General features: G+C 66.8%; 19 protein-coding genes. 5 read left to right on the top strand and 14 right to left on the bottom strand.

Annotated features, from left to right (window positions below):
- Position 1 precedes the first annotated feature (1 nt).
- The 7 genes from ACP694_RS05355 to ACP694_RS05325 are packed head-to-tail and all read right to left on the bottom strand — an operon-like array spanning position 2 to position 7365.
- Positions 2-1027 (bottom strand): protein-glutamate methylesterase/protein-glutamine glutaminase, encoded by a 1026-nt coding sequence (locus ACP694_RS05355; RefSeq protein ID WP_426010997.1) that lies wholly within the window; start codon positions 1025-1027, stop codon positions 2-4.
- On the bottom strand, positions 1027-1911 hold the full coding sequence (locus ACP694_RS05350; RefSeq protein ID WP_426010996.1) for a CheR family methyltransferase: 885 nt from the start codon (positions 1909-1911) through the stop codon (positions 1027-1029). Before ACP694_RS05350 ends, ACP694_RS05355 begins: the two co-directional genes overlap by 1 nt.
- Positions 1912-2379 (bottom strand): chemotaxis protein CheW, encoded by a 468-nt coding sequence (locus ACP694_RS05345; protein ID WP_426010995.1) that lies wholly within the window; start codon positions 2377-2379, stop codon positions 1912-1914.
- A gap of 5 nt (positions 2380-2384) precedes the next feature.
- The gene (locus tag ACP694_RS05340) at positions 2385-4658 is read right to left on the bottom strand and encodes a chemotaxis protein CheA (protein WP_426010993.1); all 2274 of its coding nucleotides are present in this window, start codon (positions 4656-4658) and stop codon (positions 2385-2387) included.
- 45 nt (positions 4659-4703) lie between these two features.
- Positions 4704-5069 (bottom strand): response regulator, encoded by a 366-nt coding sequence (locus tag ACP694_RS05335; RefSeq protein ID WP_426010992.1) that lies wholly within the window; start codon positions 5067-5069, stop codon positions 4704-4706.
- Positions 5066-5353: an STAS domain-containing protein gene (locus ACP694_RS05330; RefSeq protein WP_426010991.1), complete on the bottom strand. Its 288-nt coding sequence runs from the start codon at positions 5351-5353 to the stop codon at positions 5066-5068. Before ACP694_RS05330 ends, ACP694_RS05335 begins: the two co-directional genes overlap by 4 nt.
- Positions 5353-7365, bottom strand: a complete 2013-nt coding sequence (locus ACP694_RS05325; protein WP_426010990.1) for a methyl-accepting chemotaxis protein — start codon at positions 7363-7365, stop codon at positions 5353-5355. Before ACP694_RS05325 ends, ACP694_RS05330 begins: the two co-directional genes overlap by 1 nt.
- Before the next feature lie 319 nt (positions 7366-7684).
- Between ACP694_RS05325 and ACP694_RS05320 the strand changes: the two genes are divergently transcribed.
- Entirely contained in the window at positions 7685-7996 is a 312-nt protein-coding gene (locus ACP694_RS05320) for a hypothetical protein (RefSeq protein ID WP_426010988.1), read from the top strand.
- A 255-nt stretch (positions 7997-8251) separates the two neighbouring features.
- On the opposite strand, the gene ACP694_RS05315 is transcribed toward ACP694_RS05320, so the two are convergent.
- The 3 genes from ACP694_RS05315 to ACP694_RS05305 all read right to left on the bottom strand — a co-directional run bounded on the left by ACP694_RS05315 (position 8252) and on the right by ACP694_RS05305 (position 11292).
- Positions 8252-9400, bottom strand: a complete 1149-nt coding sequence (locus tag ACP694_RS05315) for an acyl-CoA dehydrogenase family protein (protein WP_426010987.1) — start codon at positions 9398-9400, stop codon at positions 8252-8254.
- 76 nt (positions 9401-9476) lie between these two features.
- Positions 9477-10895 (bottom strand): amino acid permease, encoded by a 1419-nt coding sequence (locus ACP694_RS05310; RefSeq protein WP_426010985.1) that lies wholly within the window; start codon positions 10893-10895, stop codon positions 9477-9479.
- Between the two features lie 139 nt (positions 10896-11034).
- Positions 11035-11292: a DUF6356 family protein gene (locus tag ACP694_RS05305; RefSeq protein ID WP_426010983.1), complete on the bottom strand. Its 258-nt coding sequence runs from the start codon at positions 11290-11292 to the stop codon at positions 11035-11037.
- Between the two features lie 118 nt (positions 11293-11410).
- Between ACP694_RS05305 and ACP694_RS05300 the strand changes: the two genes are divergently transcribed.
- Both ACP694_RS05300 and ACP694_RS05295 read left to right on the top strand, forming a co-directional pair.
- Positions 11411-11878, top strand: a complete 468-nt coding sequence (locus ACP694_RS05300) for an Lrp/AsnC family transcriptional regulator (RefSeq protein ID WP_426010982.1) — start codon at positions 11411-11413, stop codon at positions 11876-11878.
- Positions 11879-12068: 190 nt separating this feature from the next.
- A complete protein-coding gene (locus ACP694_RS05295) occupies positions 12069-12398 on the top strand; it encodes a hypothetical protein (RefSeq protein ID WP_426010980.1) in 330 nt (109 codons plus the stop codon).
- A 436-nt stretch (positions 12399-12834) separates the two neighbouring features.
- Here ACP694_RS05295 and ACP694_RS05290 read toward each other — a convergent pair whose 3' ends face one another.
- Both ACP694_RS05290 and ACP694_RS05285 read right to left on the bottom strand, forming a co-directional pair.
- Positions 12835-13269, bottom strand: a complete 435-nt coding sequence (locus ACP694_RS05290) for a hypothetical protein (RefSeq protein ID WP_426010978.1) — start codon at positions 13267-13269, stop codon at positions 12835-12837.
- A gap of 194 nt (positions 13270-13463) precedes the next feature.
- Complete coding sequence (locus tag ACP694_RS05285) at positions 13464-14093, bottom strand: TetR/AcrR family transcriptional regulator (protein ID WP_426010977.1); 630 nt, start codon at positions 14091-14093, stop codon at positions 13464-13466.
- Positions 14094-14375: 282 nt separating this feature from the next.
- Between ACP694_RS05285 and ACP694_RS05280 the strand changes: the two genes are divergently transcribed.
- Positions 14376-15206, top strand: a complete 831-nt coding sequence (locus ACP694_RS05280) for a UDP-2,3-diacylglucosamine diphosphatase (protein WP_426010975.1) — start codon at positions 14376-14378, stop codon at positions 15204-15206.
- On the top strand, positions 15206-16297 hold the full coding sequence (locus ACP694_RS05275) for a glycosyltransferase family 4 protein (protein ID WP_426010974.1): 1092 nt from the start codon (positions 15206-15208) through the stop codon (positions 16295-16297). The genes ACP694_RS05280 and ACP694_RS05275 overlap by 1 nt, the downstream gene beginning before the upstream one ends.
- A 114-nt stretch (positions 16298-16411) precedes the next feature.
- Here the strand turns inward: ACP694_RS05275 and ACP694_RS05270 are convergent, their stop codons facing one another.
- On the bottom strand, positions 16412-17206 hold the full coding sequence (locus tag ACP694_RS05270) for a retropepsin-like aspartic protease family protein (protein WP_426010972.1): 795 nt from the start codon (positions 17204-17206) through the stop codon (positions 16412-16414).
- Between the two features lie 443 nt (positions 17207-17649).
- Positions 17650-17871 carry a hypothetical protein gene (locus ACP694_RS05265; protein WP_426010971.1) on the bottom strand — a complete coding sequence of 74 codons (222 nt, stop codon included), beginning with the start codon at positions 17869-17871 and terminating at the stop codon, positions 17650-17652.
- Positions 17872-17888: the final 17 nt, after the last annotated feature.

The raw sequence follows: 17888 nt of genomic DNA, 5'->3' as shown, positions 1-17888 counted from the left end.
TTCATCGCCTCGCGGAGGCCAGATCGAGGATTGTTTGGCCCATGGAGGACAGGGAAACCTGCTTCTCCACCGAGCCGAGCTCAAAAGCCGTTCTGGGCATGCCGTAGACGACGCAACTTTGCTCGTCCTGGCCCAAGGTGCGGGCGCCGGCCTTGCGCATGGTCAGCAGGCCCTGCGCGCCGTCGCGGCCCATGCCGGTCAGGATCGCCCCGACCGCCTTCTCGCCGACGGCCTGGGCTACCGAGTTGAAGAGCACGTCGACCGAGGGCCGGTGACCTGTGACCGGGTCGCCCTGGGTCAGGCGGCAGCGCAGCCCGGCGGAACGGACGACTTCCAGATGGGTGGCGCCGCCCGGAGCGACATAGACCTTGCCCGGCTCCAGCAGGGCGCCGTCGACGGCTTCGGCCACCTTGGCGCCGCTGGCCCGGTCGAGCCGCGCGGCGAAGCTGGCGGTGAAGGTCGCCGGCATGTGCTGGGTGATCACTGTCGGGGGGCAGGTTTCGGGAAACAGGCTGAGGATCGACAGCAGGGCTTCCACCCCGCCGGTCGACGAGCCGATCGCCACGATGTCGCCAGAGGGCACGTAGTCCTTGCGCCGCACGGCCGGCTTGTCGTCGGGCTTGGTGCGGACCGAGGCCCGCGCCGCGGCCTTCACCTTGACGGCGACCTCGTTGAGGGCGTCGGCGGTGTTGGTCGCCAGCGTCGGCTTGGCCACGCAGTCGACCGCGCCGAGCTCCAGGGCCCGCAGGGTCATCTCGGCCCCAGCCTGGGTCAGGCTGGAGACCATGACCACCGGCATCGGGCGCAGGCGCATGATCTTCTCGAGGAACTCAATGCCGTTCATGTTCGGCATCTCGATGTCGAGGGTGACGACGTCAGGGTTCAAGGCCTTGATCATGCCGCGGGCCTCGAACGGGTCGCCGGCGGCGCCGACCACCTCGATGTCGGGGTCACGGTTGAGAGCGGCCGTGATCAGGCCCCGCATGGTGGCGGAGTCGTCGACGACGAGAACGCGAATCTTGGGCATCAGCGAGCTCCCGCCTTGCGATAGGCGGTCAGGCCGGCGCTTTCAAAGGCCGTGACCGAAGCGCCGACGCGCTCGGAATGGCCGACATAGAGCTTGCCATGCGGGGCGACCAGCGGCGCGAAGCGCTGCCAGACCCGCTCCTGGGTGGGCTCGTCGAAATAGATCACCACGTTGCGGCAGAAGATCGCGTCGAACTGACCCTTCATCGGCCAGCTCGGGCCATTGAGGTTCAGCTCGCGGAACGACACCATCTGGCGCGCAGCCTCGCAGACCCGGAAGCTGCGGCGGTCGCTGGCGTCGCGCTCGAAATACTGGTTGCGCATGTTGCCCGGAATGCCTTCGAGGAGTGTCTCCTCGTAGACTGCGGCCCGACCGGTCGCCAGGACGTTGGTGTCGATGTCGGTGCCCAGGATCCGGATGTCGAGGTCGGCCGCGTTCGGCCAGACCGACAGCACGGTAAAGGCCATCGAATACGGCTCCTGGCCCGACGAGCTGGCCGCCGACCACAGGCGCAGGCGGCCGCCGGCCCGCACCTTGTCGGCCATGGGCTCCAGGATGTTGGCGCGCAGGTCGTCGAAGTGGTGGGGCTCACGGAAGAACCGGGTGACGTTTGTCGTCAGAGCCCGCAGCATGTGCTGCTGCTCGTCCACATTGCCGTCCTGCGCCACGAAGCTGCAGTATTCGGTGAAGGTCTTCAGACCCAGGGTGCGCAAACGCTTGGCCAGGCGCGAATAGACCAGCGTCGCCTTGCTGTCGGGCAGGCTGATGCCCGCCTGATCATACAGCAGGGCCGCGATCCGCTTGAAGTCGGCGTTCGTAAAGGCGAACTCGCCATCGACGAGGGCCTCGCGGCGATCCGAAAAGGAGGTTGAAGGCGTGGTCATCTAGGCGGCCAGGGCCTCGCGTTCGGGGAGCAGGCGTTCCAGCGAGATTTCGCTGATCATCCGGCCCTCGATGGAAATGATGTTGCGCACGAAGTGGCGGACGTTCTCGCAGGCGATGTCGGGCGTCGGCTGGCACATCTCGTCGGTGATCGACAGGATGTCGGACACCGCATCGACCAGCAGGCCGACCGTGCGGTCGCCGGCCTGAACCACGATGAACACGCTGCGGACACTGGGCTCGGTGGTCGGCATGCCGATCCGGCAGGCCAGGTCCATGATCGGCAGCACCGCACCACGCAGGTTGATCACGCCGCGCATGTAGCTGGGCGATTGCGGCAGCGTGGTCGCCGGGCTCCAGCCGCGGATCTCGCGGACGGCCATGATGTCCACGCAGTATTCCTGCTCGCCCACGCGGAACGAGATCAGTTCGCGGGTCGCGGCGCTGGGGGTGGTGTGGTGCTCGTTCATCGGGCTCATTCTGCGGCGATGAGAGTGGGATCGGACGGCAGCGGCGGGCTGCGACGGCGCAGGTTGATCACCGCGTCGACGTCCAGGATCAAGGCCACGCGGCCGTCGCCCAGGATCGTCGCGGCGGCGACGCCCTCGACCTGCTGGTAGTTCTGCTCCAGCGACTTGATGACCACCTGGCGCTGACCGTGGATGGCGTCGGCCACCAGGGCGGCGCGCGAGCCGTCTTCACCTTCGACCAGCAGCACCACGCCCTCGGTCGGCGACGGCGACTTGCTACGGTAGTTCAGGGTCAGGCCCACATCGATCAGCGGTACGAAGCTGTCACGCACGGCCAGGACTGAGCCGGTCGGACCCAGGGGCCGGATTTCCTCGGCCTTGGGCCGCAGGCTCTCGACGATGCAGGCCAGCGGAATGACCAGGGTCTCGCCCGCCACGTCGACCACCATGCCGTCGAGGACGGCCAGGGTCAGGGGCAGACTGAGAGTGAAGGTCGAGCCCAGGCCGGGGCGCGAGGTGATCGAGATGCGGCCGCCCAGCGCCTGGACGCTGCGCTTGACCACGTCCATGCCGACGCCGCGACCCGAGACGTCCGAAATCTTGTCGGCGGTCGAGAAGCCCGGCAGGAAGATCAGGTTGTCGATCTCCTCGTCGGTCAGGGTGATGTCCGGAGAGATCAGGCCCTTCTTGACGGCGATCGACAGCACCCGCTCGCGGTTGATGCCCTTGCCGTCGTCCTGGACCTCGATGACGATCCGGCCGCTGCGGTGCAGGGCCGCCAGGCGCACGACGCCTTCGGGATTCTTGCCGGCCGCCTTGCGCTCCTCGGGGCTTTCCAGCCCGTGGTCTATGGCGTTGCGCAGCATGTGGGTGATGGGATCGGCCAGACGCTCGATGACCGTCTTGTCGACCTCGGTATTCTCGCCGTCCATCACCAGGCGGGCCTGCTTGCCCGTCATGTTGGCGACTTCGCGGACCAGGCGCGGCATGCGCTGGAATACCGACTTCACCGGTTGGGCGCGGATGGCCATCACGCTGTCCTGGATCTGGCGGGTGAGCTGTTCCAGCTCATCCAGACCCATGGCCAGGTTGGAGGATGGGGCGATGCCGTATTCGCCGACGCGTTGGGCCAGCATGGCCTGGTTGATCACCAACTCGCCGACCAGGTCGATCAGGTGGTCGATGCGCTCGGGATCGACGCGGATCACCGACTGGCCGGGACCGGGCACGTCGATCTGGGCCGGCTTCGCCGCCGAGGGGGCGGCCGCCGGGGCGTTGGCGGCCACGGGCGGCGCGGCGGGCGGCGGCGCGGAAACGGAGGCCGGGGCAACGACGGGGGGAGCGACCGCGACCGGCTCCGGGGCGATTGGCTCGAAAGCGGGCTCTTCAGCGATCGGCGCCGGGGCGTCGATGTCCAGCAGGCTGGCCAGCACGTCGGCGACCGGCGATTCGCCGCGGGTGATTTCCAGTTCGCAGTCGCCGTCGACGAATTCGAAGACTTCGCGGATCGCCTCTTCGCCCTGGTCGGTCTCGACCCGGACGCTCCAGGTGATGTAGGCGGCTTCGGCGTCGAGGAATTCCAGGGTCGGCAGGGCGCTGTCGTCCAGGGTCGCCTGGATCGGGCCGAGGCGCGCCAGCTCGCGCAGCAGCAGGCCGGTCTCGTTGGCCTTGCGATAGAGGTCGGACTTCGGGCGGATCGACACGGTCCAGACATTGTCCAGCACGGCGGCGTCCTCGGCCTGGGCGTCCAGGCTGATGGTCATCGGCTGAAAGCCGAAGTCCATGTCGTCGTCGTCCATCCCGTCGTCGGCGCCGACGACGAGGGGGGTGAAGGCGATGCCCATCTCGTCGTCGACCGGGGCGACCAGCGCGGCGACGACGGCGGGGGCCGCCGACGGATCGGTGACAGCCTTCAGCTCAGCGGCCATGGCGGCCGAGGCGTCCATGTCGACCACGCCCAGGCCGCGAGCGGCGTTGACATGGTCGGCCAGCACGTCCGAGGCGCGCAGCAGCAGGGCCGTGAGGTCAGGGCTGCTGGGAATCTCGTTGGAGCGCAGCGCGTCGAGAAGCGTCTCGAACACGTGGGCGAAGCGCACCAGCGGTTCAAGGCCGAAGGCTCCCGCCCCGCCCTTGATCGAGTGCACGGCGCGGAAGACGGCGTTGACGGTGTCGCTATCCTCGTTGCCGTCCTGCATGGTCAAGAGTCCGCCTTCAAGATCCGCGAGGAGTTCCTCGCATTCCTGAAAGAAGGTGACCTTGATGGCCTCTAGCTCGTCCATTCCCCGACTTCCTACAAAGCGTCTTTAGTACCTAGAGCTCGACGATCAGGCCGCGACGCGGCGGATGGCTTCGACCAGCTTCTCGGGGTTGAAGGGTTTGACGATCCAGCCGGTGGCGCCGGCTTCACGGGCCCGCTGCTTCTTGCTGGGGTCGCTTTCGGTGGTCAGGACCAGGATCGGGATGGCGCGATAGTCGTCATCGACCCGCACCGCCTCGATGAATCCGAAGCCGTCCAGCTTGGGCATGTTGATGTCGGTGATGATCACATCGGGTCGGTGGGCCGCGAGGACCTCCAACCCGTGCTCGCCGTCGACGGCTTCGACGACATTGAACCCGGCTCCGGCGAGAGCCATGCGCAGCATGTCCCGCATCGTGCGCGAATCATCGACCGTGAGGACAGTACGCGTCACGATGCAGCTCCTTGGAAATCGGCCTCGAACAACGCCCCTTGGGCGCCGAACAGGCGGGTGGTTTCGATAAAGACCTCCGAAGGGGCCGTGATCGAGAAGGGTTTTCCGTCTTCCGCCCAGGCTTTCCGGGCGGCGATCAGGACTTGTAGGCACAGGCCGCCGAGACGGCGAACCTGGTCGGCGTGGACTTCGATGTCCTGGCCGCGGCGTTCGACGAACGCCTGCTTGAGGGGGCCCGAGGCCTTGAGATCAAGGGTTTCGGGCAAGGCGATGGCTGTCGACATCAGAACTCCTCCCAGCCGTCTCTGGCCGGGGCCGCCGCGCTGGCGGCTCCGCCACGACCGGGTCGTGCGAAGGTGTTGAGGCGGGCCCGCTGCTCGGCCACCGGATTGGCGGCCGGCGCGTGGTAGGCGGGATCGGCCATCTGCGGACGGCCGGTCTGCTGGCGGCCGTCGCCGACCCGGAAGCGACCGATCAGCCGCACCAGCTCGCCGGTCTCGCCCTTGAGAGAGTGGGTGGCGGCGGTCGATTGCTCGACCATCGCGGCGTTCTGCTGAGTGACCTGGTCCATCTGGTTGACGGCCGTGTTCACTTCGTTGAGGCCGGTCGCCTGCTCGGCGGCCGAGGCGGCGATCTCGGTGACCAGGGCGTCGATTTCGCCGACCTTGGTGACAATGCGCTGCAGGGCCTCGCCGGTCTGGCCGACCAGGTTGACACCCGAGGCGACCTGCTGGGTCGAGGAGGAGATCAGGGTCTTGATCTCCTTGGCCGCTTCGGCGGAGCGCTGGGCCAGGGCCCGCACTTCCTGGGCCACGACCGCGAAGCCTCGGCCCGCGTCACCGGCTCGGGCGGCTTCGACGCCGGCGTTCAAGGCCAGAAGGTTGGTCTGGAAGGCGATCTCGTCAATCACACCGATGATCTGGCTGATCGACTGCGAGGACTTCTCGATGGCGCCCATGGCCGAGACGGCCTCGTGCACGACCTGGCCCGAATGGGTGGCTTCACCGCGGGTGCTGGAGACCACTTCCGAGGCCTGCTTGGCTCCGGCGGCGGTGCGGCGCACCGTGGAGGTCAGCTCGTCAAGGGCGGCGGCGGTCTCTTCCAGAGAGGCGGCTTGTTGCTCGGTGCGGCGCGACAGGTCGTCCGAGGCGTGGGCGATCTCGTCGGCGCCGGTGCGCAGGCCATCCGTCGAGGCCGCGATAACCTTGATGGTTTCCTGCAGCTGGGCGATGGCGGCGTTGAAGTCGTCCTTCAGCTTGCCATAGTCGCCCGGGAAGTCGGCGGCCACGCGGAAGGTCAGGTCGCCCTTGGCCAGGTGCTCCAGCGCCTCGGCCAGCGACGACACCACCAGGGCGGTCTCGCGGGAGGCGGCGGCCGTGGACTCTTCCTTGGCGCGACGCTCGTCGGCCGTCAGGGCGGCGTTCTTTTCCTGCTCGGCGCGCATCTGCTCCAGATGCAGCTGATTGTCGCGGAACACCTTCAGCGAGCGGACGATGGCGCCCAGCTCGTCGCCGCGGGTCATCTTGTCGAGGTCGATGCTGTTGTCGCCTTGCGAGAGCTTCTCGGTCGCGCCGGCGATGTCGCCGATCGACTTGCGGGTGGTCATGACGGTCAGGAAGGCCAGCGTGCCGACGGCGAGCAGGGTGATCAGCGACATGATGATCGTGGCGCTCATCGCGGCGGCGGCTTCGGCCTGGCGCTTGGTGGCCTGCTGGGTGGCGCGGCCGGCGGCGTCGTCGACGACCTTCTGCAGCTGCGCGGCCATCTTGACATAGGTATCTTCGAAGCTGCCGGCGAAGCTCATGGCCATGCCGGTGTCGACGTCGATCATGCCGCTGACGGTGTCGATGGCGCTGCGGCATTCGTCGAGCGACTTGACCAGCGAGGCGATCTTCGGGCGTTCGGAGGCGGGCAGCCGCGCCGAGAGGGCCTTCATTTCCTTGCTCAGGCCATCGAACTCGGCGAGCAAGGCGGTAATGCGCGGTCCGGCCGGCGGCGCCATCGGGTCGGCCTTCGAGGCCAGGATCTGGTAGAGCGTGCCGTGCGCCTTGGTGATGCGACGCGACAGCGACTGGATGTCGCTGTTGATCCGCATGTCCTGCTCGACGACCTGCTTGAGCGCTGCCGACTGGCTCTTCTGCACGACGATCGCGCCGCCGGCCATCAGGGCCAGCATCAACAGGGCGAACGCCGGCGCGAAGCCGATTTTGATGATCAATGGAAGATCGACGAGCCGGAAGCGCTTCATCGCAGTTGTCCCCTCTTGCGGTGATCCGTGCGCACGGATCACCAACATCTAGGGGGATCATCACGGTATAATCCTAACAGTTCCTGACTTTGGTTAAGCCTGATTAGCCGCAGGGGGTGTCGCACCCCCGAAAAACACCTCCGACGCCTTTTAAGGAATGGGACCCCACGCCCGCATGCGAGAGTCTTTTAGAGAGTTGTTTCAAGTGAAATCACAGTCGCTGTTGCATTAGACTTGGTTACCGAGAAGTAAAAGAAACATTCTTTCGATGACTCAGAATATTTTAACTCGCACCTGCGAAAAACCTAAGGCGTCCAGACGGACGCGACCGTCCGAAGGGCGTGACAACTCTATTAGGAGCAGCGGGATGAAATATCCGATCGCTTTTGCCGCAGGAATCGCTGGCAGCTTGTTCGTGGCTCAAGCGGCTTCCGCCGCCGGTGGCTTCGAAGACCAAATGGGCCGTTGCCTGCAACAATTCGCCAACACCCGCGACGCCGCCCAGGTGATGCTGGAATGCACCGCCGACGCCGGCAAGCTCTCGGCCTGCAAGGTCGTGGACAACAGCGCCGCGGGCAAGGGCTTCGACAAGGCCGCCATGTGCATCGCTGAAAAGCTGCCGATGGGCGCCAAGACGGGCACCGTGAAGGTTCCTTTCCGCTTCCCGGGCGGCGCGTAACTTCAAGTTCCCTCCCAGCTTTCCGGGGGGATCTGAAACACGCCTCTGCGGGCCCTGCGCGGAGCGTCCTTACCGGGGACGCTCCGCGCAGGGCCCGCAGAGGCGTTTCGCGTTTCTGGTGGGTGTTATCAGGCTCCGCCCCCGATGGGGGCGGACAGGCGGCGGGGCCGCCAGGTGGGAGCAAGTGTCTCTCACCGTGCAGCGAACACTTGCCCCCTCCGGGCCTACGGCCTTCCTCCCCCAGAGGGGGAAGAGCTAACCGCCCCGCTTGAGCGTCTCGCGGGCGACGATCAGCTGCTGGATCTGGCTGGTGCCTTCGTAGATCCGGAAGATCCGCACGTCGCGATACAGGCGCTCGATGCCGTAGTCGGCGACATAGCCGGCCCCGCCGAAGATCTGCACCGCGCGGTCGGCCACCCGTCCCACCATTTCAGAGGCGAACAGCTTGGCGGCTGCGGCCTCCAGGGTGACGTTGTCGCCGGCGTCGCGCTTGCGGGCTGTCTCGAGAACAAGAGCTCGAGCCGCCAGGGCTTCGGTCTTGCTGTCGGCGATCATCGCCTGGATCAGCTGGAAGCTGGAAATCGGCTGGCCGAACTGCTTGCGTTCGCTGGCATAGGCCACGCAATCAACCAGCAACCGCTCGGCCACGCCGACGCAGACCCCGGCGATGTGCAGCCGCCCGCGGTCCAGCACCTGCATGGCCACCTTGAACCCCTCGCCCTCCTCGCCCAGCCGGTTCCAGGCCGGGACGCGGACATTGTCAAAGGTGACGTCGTGGATATGGGCCCCCTGCTGGCCCATCTTCTTCTCGGGCTTGCTCACGGAAAGACCAGGCAGGCCGCTGGGCACCAGGAAGGCCGAGACGCCCGAACCGCCCTTGGCGTCAGGATTGGTGCGGGCCATCACCGTGAACAGCGACGCCTTGCCGGCATTGGTGATGTAGCGCTTGGAGCCGTTCAGGATGTAGTCGTCGCCGTCGCGAGTGGCGCGGGTCTGGACGGCGGCGCTGTCGGAGCCCGCCTCGGGCTCGGTGAGGGCGAACGAGGTGATGATCTCGCCCGACGCGATGCCCGGCAGCCACTTGGCCTTCTGTTCATCCGTGCCGAACATCACCAGCCCCTGGCTGCCGATGCCGACATTGGTGCCGAACACCGAGCGGAAGGCCGGCGAGGCGCGGCCCAGCTCGATCCCGACCAGGCATTCCTCTTCCATGTTGAGGCCCAGCCCGCCGAAGTCCTCGGGGATCGACAGGCCGAAGAGGCCGAGCCCCTTCATCTCCTCGACGATCTCGGGCGGAACAGCGTCGTCCTCGGCCACCTTGGCCTCGATCGGCCGCAGCCGCTCGGTCACGAAACGGCGGACCATGTCGATCAATTGGTCGCGGGTCTCGAGGTCCATGGCCATGGCGCTTCCTTCCGGCTTCAAACACTTGTTTTGAAGCGACTGTAGCGATGGCGGGGCGGAAGGGAAGAGGTGGGTGCTAACCCGCCCGCGCCAGCACACTCTTGCGCATGCCGTAGGCCACATAGACCAGCGCCCCGATGACATGGGCGCCGAGGAAATAGACCTGGGTCTTCTGAGGCAGGCTGTAGAACAGGTACAGGCAGCCCAGGATGCCCGCCGGCGCCACCACCTGCCACAGGGGCGTCGAGAACACCCGGGGCCGGTTGGGTTCGCGGCGGCGCAGGATGATCACCGAGGCGCCCACGGCGATGAAGGCCGCCAGGGTGCCGGCATTGGCCAGTTCGGCGATCTCCTTCAGCGACAGGAAGCCCGACAGCAGGGCCGACAGGGCGCCGGTCAGCAGGGTCATCAGCACCGGCGTGCCGGTCTTGGCGTTGACCTTGGCCAGGCCGGCGGGCAGCAGGCCGTCGCGGGCCATCACGAAGAAGATCCGGCTCTGGCCATACATGAAGGCCAGGATCACCGTGGGCAAAGCGACCACCGCAGCCAAGGCGACCAGTTGGGCCATCCTGGGATGGCTCAGGGTTTCGAGGATGAAGACCAGCGGGGCCTCGCTCTTGGAGAACACCTCGGCCCGCGACGCGCCGATCGCCACGCCGGCCACGACCATATAGATCAGCGTGCAGATCAGCATCGAACCGACGATGCCGATGGTCAGGTCGCGCTTGGGGTTCTTGGTCTCCTCGGCGGCGGTCGAGACAGCGTCGAAGCCGTAGAAGGCGAAGAAGATCAGGCTGGCGGCGGCCATCACCCCCACCTTGGCGCCGGCCGGCCCGGCGTCCGCCAGGGTGTGGGCGGCGAAGCCGTTGGGCATGAAGGGCGTGAAGTGGCTGGCGTCGAAGGCCGGCAGGGTCAGCACCACGAAGGCCGCCAGGGCCAGGATCTTGATGGCCACCAGCACCAGGTTGACTGTGGCGCTCTCCTTGGTCCCCAGGGCCAGCAGCCCCGCCACGGCGAAGGAAATGATCACCGCCGGCAGGTTGACGATCCCGCCCTGGTGCGGTCCGGCCAGCAGGGCGTGCGGAAAGCCGGCCGCCTGGAACAGGCCCTGGGCGTGGGCCGACCAGCCGACCGCCACGGCCGCGCAGACCAGGGTATATTCAAGGATCAGGCTCCAGCCGACGAACCAGGCCACCGGCTCGCCCATCGCCACATAGCTGTAGGTATAAGCGCTGCCCGAGGCGGGAATCATGGTCGACAGCTCGGCATAGCAGAGCGCCGCGCAGGCGCAGACCGCCCCGGCGATCAGGAAAGACAGGATCACCCCCGGTCCCGCCAGCCCCGCCCCGACGCCGGTCAGGGTGTAGATCCCGGTGCCGACGATGGCCCCGACGCCCAAGGCGATCAGGTGGTACCAGCTGAGCGTCTTCTTCAGGGCGTGGGCGGGATCGCCGGCGGCGGTGTCGATCGCCTTGCGGCGCGTCCAGATGCTCAAGGTGTTCTCCCGACTCTTGGCGGCGAGGATGGGTCAGCGCGGCGGGCTCGCCAAGGGGGAGATTTCGCCGCCGCCAGCGACGCTTTCTGACAGGCCCGTGCAGCGGAAGTCACAAGTCCTCCCCTCGTGGGGGAGGACGTCAGATCACCGCGTCGAAGGCGGCCCAGTTGGGGACCTGCACCTCGGCCCCCGCCTTGCGGCCCCGGTTGGCGATGCGGGTGTAGAGCAGCTTCACGCAGCGGCTGCCGGTGGTCTCGAACAGGAACGGGAAGATCCCGTGGGCGAAACAGGCCAGGCCGCCCAGCAGCATGGGGAAGGCGAAGCTCCAGGCCATGGCCATGTGCTCGCCATAGGTCTCGTCGACCGAGCGCGGATGGCGGGTGAAGGCGTCGAACATGGAAGGTCCCCGGATGAGTCGCCCCATGATCCTCGATTTGCCGAGAATGACATCGTCCCAGATCACTCGTCGTGGCACTAAAGGAGAATTTCGTTCTCCTGATAGGCATGTTTGAAGAATGACCTCACTAGATCAGATCGATCGCCGACTGCTTGCGATCCTGCAGCAGGACGCCACCGTCCCGATCGCCGAACTGGCCGAGCGGGTCGGGCTGTCCCAAACCCCGTGCTGGAAGCGGGTCAAGCGACTGCAGGACAGCGGGGTGATCACCGCCCGCGTCGCCCTGATCGACCGCGAGGCCCTGGACCTGTCGCTGACGGTGTTCGTGGCGGTGAAGACCGGCCGCCACGACGATGACTGGCTGGCGACCTTCGCGGCCGGGGCAAAGGCCCTGCCCGAGGTGGTCGAGTTCTACCGGATGAGCGGCGACGTCGACTATCTGCTGAAGGTCGTGGTCCGCGACATCGCCGCCTATGACCGCTTTTACCGCCGCCTGATCGCCACCGCGCCGCTGACCGACGTGTCGTCGAGCTTCGCCATGGAGCAGATCAAGTTCACGACGGCCCTGCCGATCGCGACGGGATAAGAGTTATCCACAGGGCTGGCGTTGTTCAGCCTCCGTCCCCGTTTGCGGACAGGCCCATGGGCCTGTCCGCCGCCGTCGCACGACACTCTATCCCCAGGCTTCGCGCAACAGACTGTAACGAATCCGGTTACTTACACAAAAACGCAGGTTTCCGATGCTCACCCCTGCGGGATGACCGCATTCTAGGGTCATGACCCAAACCGACATCCCCGCCTGGCGCCAAGCCCTGCAACTCAAGCTCATGGCCGCCCTCGACGCCGCCTGGGCGATCCTCGACTCCAGCGACGACCCGGCGGAAATCCGCCGGGTCCGCGAACGGGCCAAGGCCCTGGGCGACCTGGCCACCCTGGCCCGCAAGGTGGCGCTGATCGTGCCGACGCCCCGCGCCAAGCCGGCGGCGGCCGGCCTGGGATCCGTCTGGGAGGAGGCGAAAACCGTCCTCGCCCCGGTCGCGGCCCAGGCCGAGATCGCCCGGCGGGCGCTGGACAAGCTCAAGGGCGGGCGCCGCGGGCGGATTTAGGCGCGGCGGCTCACGCCCTTGCCCCCCTACGGATCGCTCCGCGATCGTCTTCCCCCATGGGGGGAAGAGCTCAGCCACCAGCGCTGGCGCGAGGCTCCGCCCCCAATGGGGGCGGACAGACCGCGAAGCGGTCAGGTGGGGGCAAGTGGGTGTGATCCCACGCTAAACTTCGCACCCCTCCACCTCCGCCCGCGTCGGCGAGGCCGAGCCTTAAAACCTTTATGGCGAGCTTGCTCTGGCGTCTGGCCGAGTCAAGGACGGCCCGAAGGGCCGCCGCGTGCGGCGACGCGAGAGCGTCGTCCTTGACTCGGCCAGACGCCAGAGCTCCGATCCACCAAGGGTTTAAGGCGCAGCCACATCCGGGGCGGATGGTGGGCTTGCGCCAGGAAGCGGGCGTTCCGAAGGGCTGAGAAGGGTGGGAAGCGGACATCAGCCCTCAAGCGAAGGCCAGTGGCCACGCTTCTGGGTCGTTTTGAGCACAGCTCTGACGCTTACGCTTCGGCCGATGCTGGCGAGTGCGCGAAGAGGGTCGGAACAGCCCGCTTGCGAGCTGTCTCGGCTGGCTCAATACAAATCGGCGCGCAACACCTGTCCAACTGCTGGCGCGGGCCACAAACACAAGGGCCGCAAGTTCAACAGCAAGCGCGAAATCGACTGCCGCCGCCAACGGAATGAGTTCGGGCGCCACGACCGCGAAACCAGCAAGCATCAATGCCGCGGCCACATACGCAGCCACGGCAATCGGACCCCGATTTAGGCTTTCCGCAGGCCTCTCCACCAAGGCCTTGTAAAGCGCATCGCCAAGCCACGTGCCCCTGCCGGACAGCACAAGGCCGAATGTCATCGCGAAAAGTAGGGTCAGGATGATCATGGTCGAGCTCCCTAAGCAGCAGGTGGTGATGAAGCTTTGCGTTGCAAGGGAGGCGTATTCCATTCCTAGCATTGACCATTGACGCCCGTCGCCGTGCCTTCAACCGGTTGAAGCGCGAAATGGCGACCTGTTTGGCGGCAGCCAAAGCGGCCTCATTCTCAGGTCCGCAAAGGGTCGAAAGCGGGAATTGGCTCCTAATCCGGCCACAGATCCTGCACATCCCCCTTGCGGTTCAGCATGTGCGTCGCCCGCTTGATCAGCATCAGCAGCCGCTCGCGCCGTCCGTCGCCGTCATAGGTCAGGGTGCTGCGCGCCAGTCCCTCCAGCATGAACCGCGCCAGATCCCGGCTGGCCTGGAAGCGCGGCCCCGCCCCGGCGTGGAGGATCTTCAGGAAGTGGTCCCCCGCCTGGGCGCGGTCGAACTCGGCCTGGGCCGGGGCCAGCAAGGCCTGGACGGCGGGGTCGGTGCGGCCGGCCAGTTCGAGCTCTGCGAAGGCCATGAACGGGATGCTGTGCAGCAGGTCCCAATAGGAGTCGATCGCGTGCTCGGTGACGTCGGCGCCGGACGGCAGGGTGTCGGCGGCGGCGCGGAACAGGGTCGAGCGCTCGGCCTGGACATGGGCGACGGCGGCCTCGACCAGGGCCTCGCGGGTGGGGAAGTGGTAGAGCATCGCCCCGCGCGTCAAGCCGGCCGCCTCGGCGATCACGGGATTGCTGGCCGCGTGGTAGCCCAGCTCAGCGATCAGCCGCATGGCGCAGTCGAGAATCCGCGCCCGGGTCTTCAACGACTTGGGCGTATCCTTGGCGAGGCGGGCGGCGTCCATGGCCATTGATCTAGTCAAACGGATGTTGCACCGCAACAGCCCATCGCCCCTAGGCTGGGCCTTGTCGCGGAAGATTTATCCGATGGTGAAATTCCAGGCGTTGCTGCGACGCGGCGTTACGCGGGCCCATGCATTCGGGTGGTTTCATCAAAGCGACATGCAATCAGCTTAATCGCCGCAGGTGCTCGCCTTGGTCGCGATCGGTCCGGGGGCGGACCGTTCGGTGAAGGCCATGGGCGCCGCTTGGGACCCCGCTTGGGGCAACCGCTTGAGGGGCAAGCCATGGTCACCGACACCGACATCGAAATTCGACGTTACCGCTCGATCTTCATCAGCGACGTGCACTTGGGCACCCGCGGCTGCCAGGCCGAGCTGTTGCTCGACTTCATCCGCCACGTGGAATGCGACCGGCTCTATCTGGTCGGCGACATCATCGACGGCTGGAAGCTGCGCAGCGGCTGGTACTGGCCGCAGAGCCACAATGACGTGGTCCAGAAGATCCTGCGCCTGGCCCGCAAGGGCGTCGAGGTGATCTACATCCCCGGCAACCACGACGACCGCATCCGCGACTTCTGCGGCACCCACTTCGGCGGGGTGGTGGTGGCCCGCGACGTGATCCACGAGGCCGCCGACGGCAAGCGCTATTTGGTGGTGCATGGCGACGAGTTCGACGGGGTGGTGCAGCACGCCAAGTGGCTCGCCTTCCTCGGGGATTGGTCCTATAGAACCGTCCTGATGCTGAACACCTTGCTGAACCGCGCGCGTCGCAGGATGGGTTTCGGCTATTGGAGCCTCTCGGCCTATCTGAAGGTTAAGGTAAAGAACGCCCTGCAATTCATCGAGAATTTCGAGGCCGCGGTCGCCGACGAGGCCCGCCGGCGCGGCGTCGACGGCGTCATCTGCGGACATATCCACAAGGCGGAGATGCGCGAGATCGACGGTGTGCTCTATGTCAATGACGGCGACTGGGTGGAAAGCTGCACCGCGCTCGTGGAACATATGGACGGACGGCTCGAAATATTGGAATGGTCCAAGCTTAGGTCCTGGTCGGTGATCGATCGGGCGCGGGCGCTCTCCTTCGAGCCCCCTCTTGCGGAGCCTGCCGCCGCCTGATGCGGATACTACTTGCCACCGATGCTTGGGAACCGCAGGTCAATGGCGTGGTTCGCACACTCACCAAGGTGATGGGCGAGCTGAAAGCCATGGGCCATGAGGTCGATGTCGTCAGTCCCGACCAGTTCCCCACCTTCCCGCTGCCGACCTATCCGGAGATCAAGCTGGCCATCGGCGCCTATGAGCCGGTGATGGAGCGCTTCAAGTCGTTCGAGCCCGAGGCGATCCACATCGCCACCGAGGGTCCGATCGGCCTGGCCGCCCGCCGCATCTGCCTGGAGTGGAAGCTGCCGTTCACCACCAGCTATCACACAAGATTCCCTGAGTATGTGTCGGCGCGCCTGCCGCTGCCATTGTCGGCCGGCTACACCTACATGCGCTGGTTCCACAAGCCGTCGGGCCGGCTGATGGTGGCCACCCCCACCATGCGCGACGAGCTGATCCGTCACGGCTTTCGCAACATCTCGCCCTGGACGCGCGGCGTCGACACCGAGGTGTTCAAGCCGCGCGAGCCCGGCGAGCCGGACGTGTTCGAAGGGATGCCGCGGCCGATCTTCCTCAATGTGGGCCGCGTGGCCGTCGAGAAGAACATCGAGGCCTTCGCCGGCCTGGATCTGCCCGGCACCACGGTGATCGTCGGCGATGGCCCGCAGCGCGAGGAGTTGGCCGATAAATATCCCGACGTGGTGTTCGCCGGGGCCAAGTTCGGCGAGGAGCTGGCCCGCTATTTCGCCTGCGCCGACGTGTTCTGCTTCCCGTCCCTGACCGACACCTTCGGCCTGGTGATCCTGGAGGCCATGGCCGCCGGCGTGCCGGTCGCGGCCTTCTCGGCCCCGGGGCCCATCGACATCATCCCCGGCTCGGGGGCCGGCATGCTGGCGCCGGGCCAGACCGACGGCCTGCGCGAGGCGTGCCTGGCGTGCCTGGACCTCGACCACGCGGTGGTGCGAAAGTTCGCCGAGGGCTTCTCGTGGCGGGCGTGCGCCGAGGAGTTCTTCAAGAACCTCCAGCCCTATCCGGAGCCGGAAAAGACCCGGTTCTGGCGGCGGCTGCGACGGCTGGCGCGGCTGCGGCGTAGGCCGGCGGCCTAGGCGGCTCACGCCCTTGCCCCCTACGGGTCGCTGCGCGACCGTCTTTCCCCATAGGGGGAAGAGCCTAACGCGCGGGGCTTCGCCCCCTATGGGGGCGGACAGACGGCGAAGCCGTCAGATGGGGGCAAGTGGGTGTGATCCCGCGCCCTCCCGCCAGCGCAGGATCAGCGTCCGATCCCGCACCTCGAACGACGCCAGCTCGTCCAGGAAACTCATCCCCAGCAGAGAGCCGCCCATCGGGGCCTTGTTGACCACCATCGGGAAGGCGCCGAGTTCAAGGCCTCCCACGGCCAGGCGATCGGCGGTCCAGGCCGCGCCAGAACCCAGGCCATTGGCCGTCTCGGCGGTCTGGTCGTAGTTCAGATGCTCGACATCGATCCCCACCCGCCTGGCGTCGGCCGGGCTGAGCACGGTGTCCGTAGCGCCGGTGTCGACCATGAACAGCACGGGCTGGCCATTGACCTGGCCCACGATCACGAAGGCCCCGCCCTCGGTCTGGGCCACGCGCAGCTCCCGCTCTCCCGTCGCCACCGGCGCCCCGACGTTCAGGGCCATGCGCAGGCGCAGCGGCGCCTCGGCCAGTTCGGCGCGGTAGAGGTAGCCGAAGGCCAGCAGGCCAACGACCGCCAGCCAGATCGCCGCATGGCTGACGCCCTTGAGGATGTCGCCCCGACGGGCGGTCATCAGGCCCAGCGACATCAGCAGCAGGAAACCGCCCCACATCACTACGAATGTCCAGTCGTATCCGGTGCGCAGCGCCCAGGGCGCGACGTGCAGCAGGATCGCCGCCAGCGCGCCGCCGCCGATCACGAAGACCAGCCACAGCAGCCGGCGGCGCCAGGAGGCGGGCGGCGCGTGCGCGGGCTTGGCCGGAGGCGGCGGGGCGCCCCAGGGGCCAGGATCGGTCATCGGGTTTTCCGTGGTGGATTTGCGGCGAAGCTAGGGGCGCGGCGGCGAGGGCGCAACTTGGGATCTTTGGTCAGCGGCTCACGCTCTTGCCCCTACGGATCGCTTCGCGATCGTCTTCCCCCATAGGGGGAAGAGTTCCAGGTGCGCGAGGCTCCGTCCCCTCGCCGCGCCAGACGGCGAAGCCGTCAGGTGGGGCAAGTGGATGTGATCCCACATCCGAAGCCGCGCCTTTTCACGAACTGCTCGCCTCGGCAAGGCCCCGCCCGGGAAACCTTGATGGCGAGCATGCTCTGGCGTCTGGCCGCGTCAAGGACCGCCTCCGGCGTCCGCGTCGCGGCGACGCTTCGCGTCGTCCCTGACCCGGCCAGACGCCAGAGCTCCGATCCACCAAGGGTTTAAGGTGCGGCCCCATCCGGGGCGGATGAACGGCCTGTCCAACTGCTCTACTTGCGATCCGGCAGCTTGGTGATCGCCAAGAGACATAGTCCACCAATCAGGAATACGGCTGCGAGCCGAAGCCAAATCGAAAGATCGACACCGGCTTCCTGCGCCCACTCCCACGCCATCTGATGCCGATTCCCGAAGGCCCATATGAACAGGCCGGCGCCTGCGCTCATCAAGATAACGGCTGCCCAACCGCCGATCTCTATCGTCAGGCTCTTCACCGACGTGAGACATCGTT

The sequence above is a fragment of the Caulobacter sp. DWR2-3-1b2 genome (genome assembly GCF_049896345.1).
Classification (GTDB): Bacteria; Pseudomonadota; Alphaproteobacteria; order Caulobacterales; family Caulobacteraceae; genus Caulobacter.
This window is presented reverse-complemented; position numbering and strand designations above follow the sequence as displayed.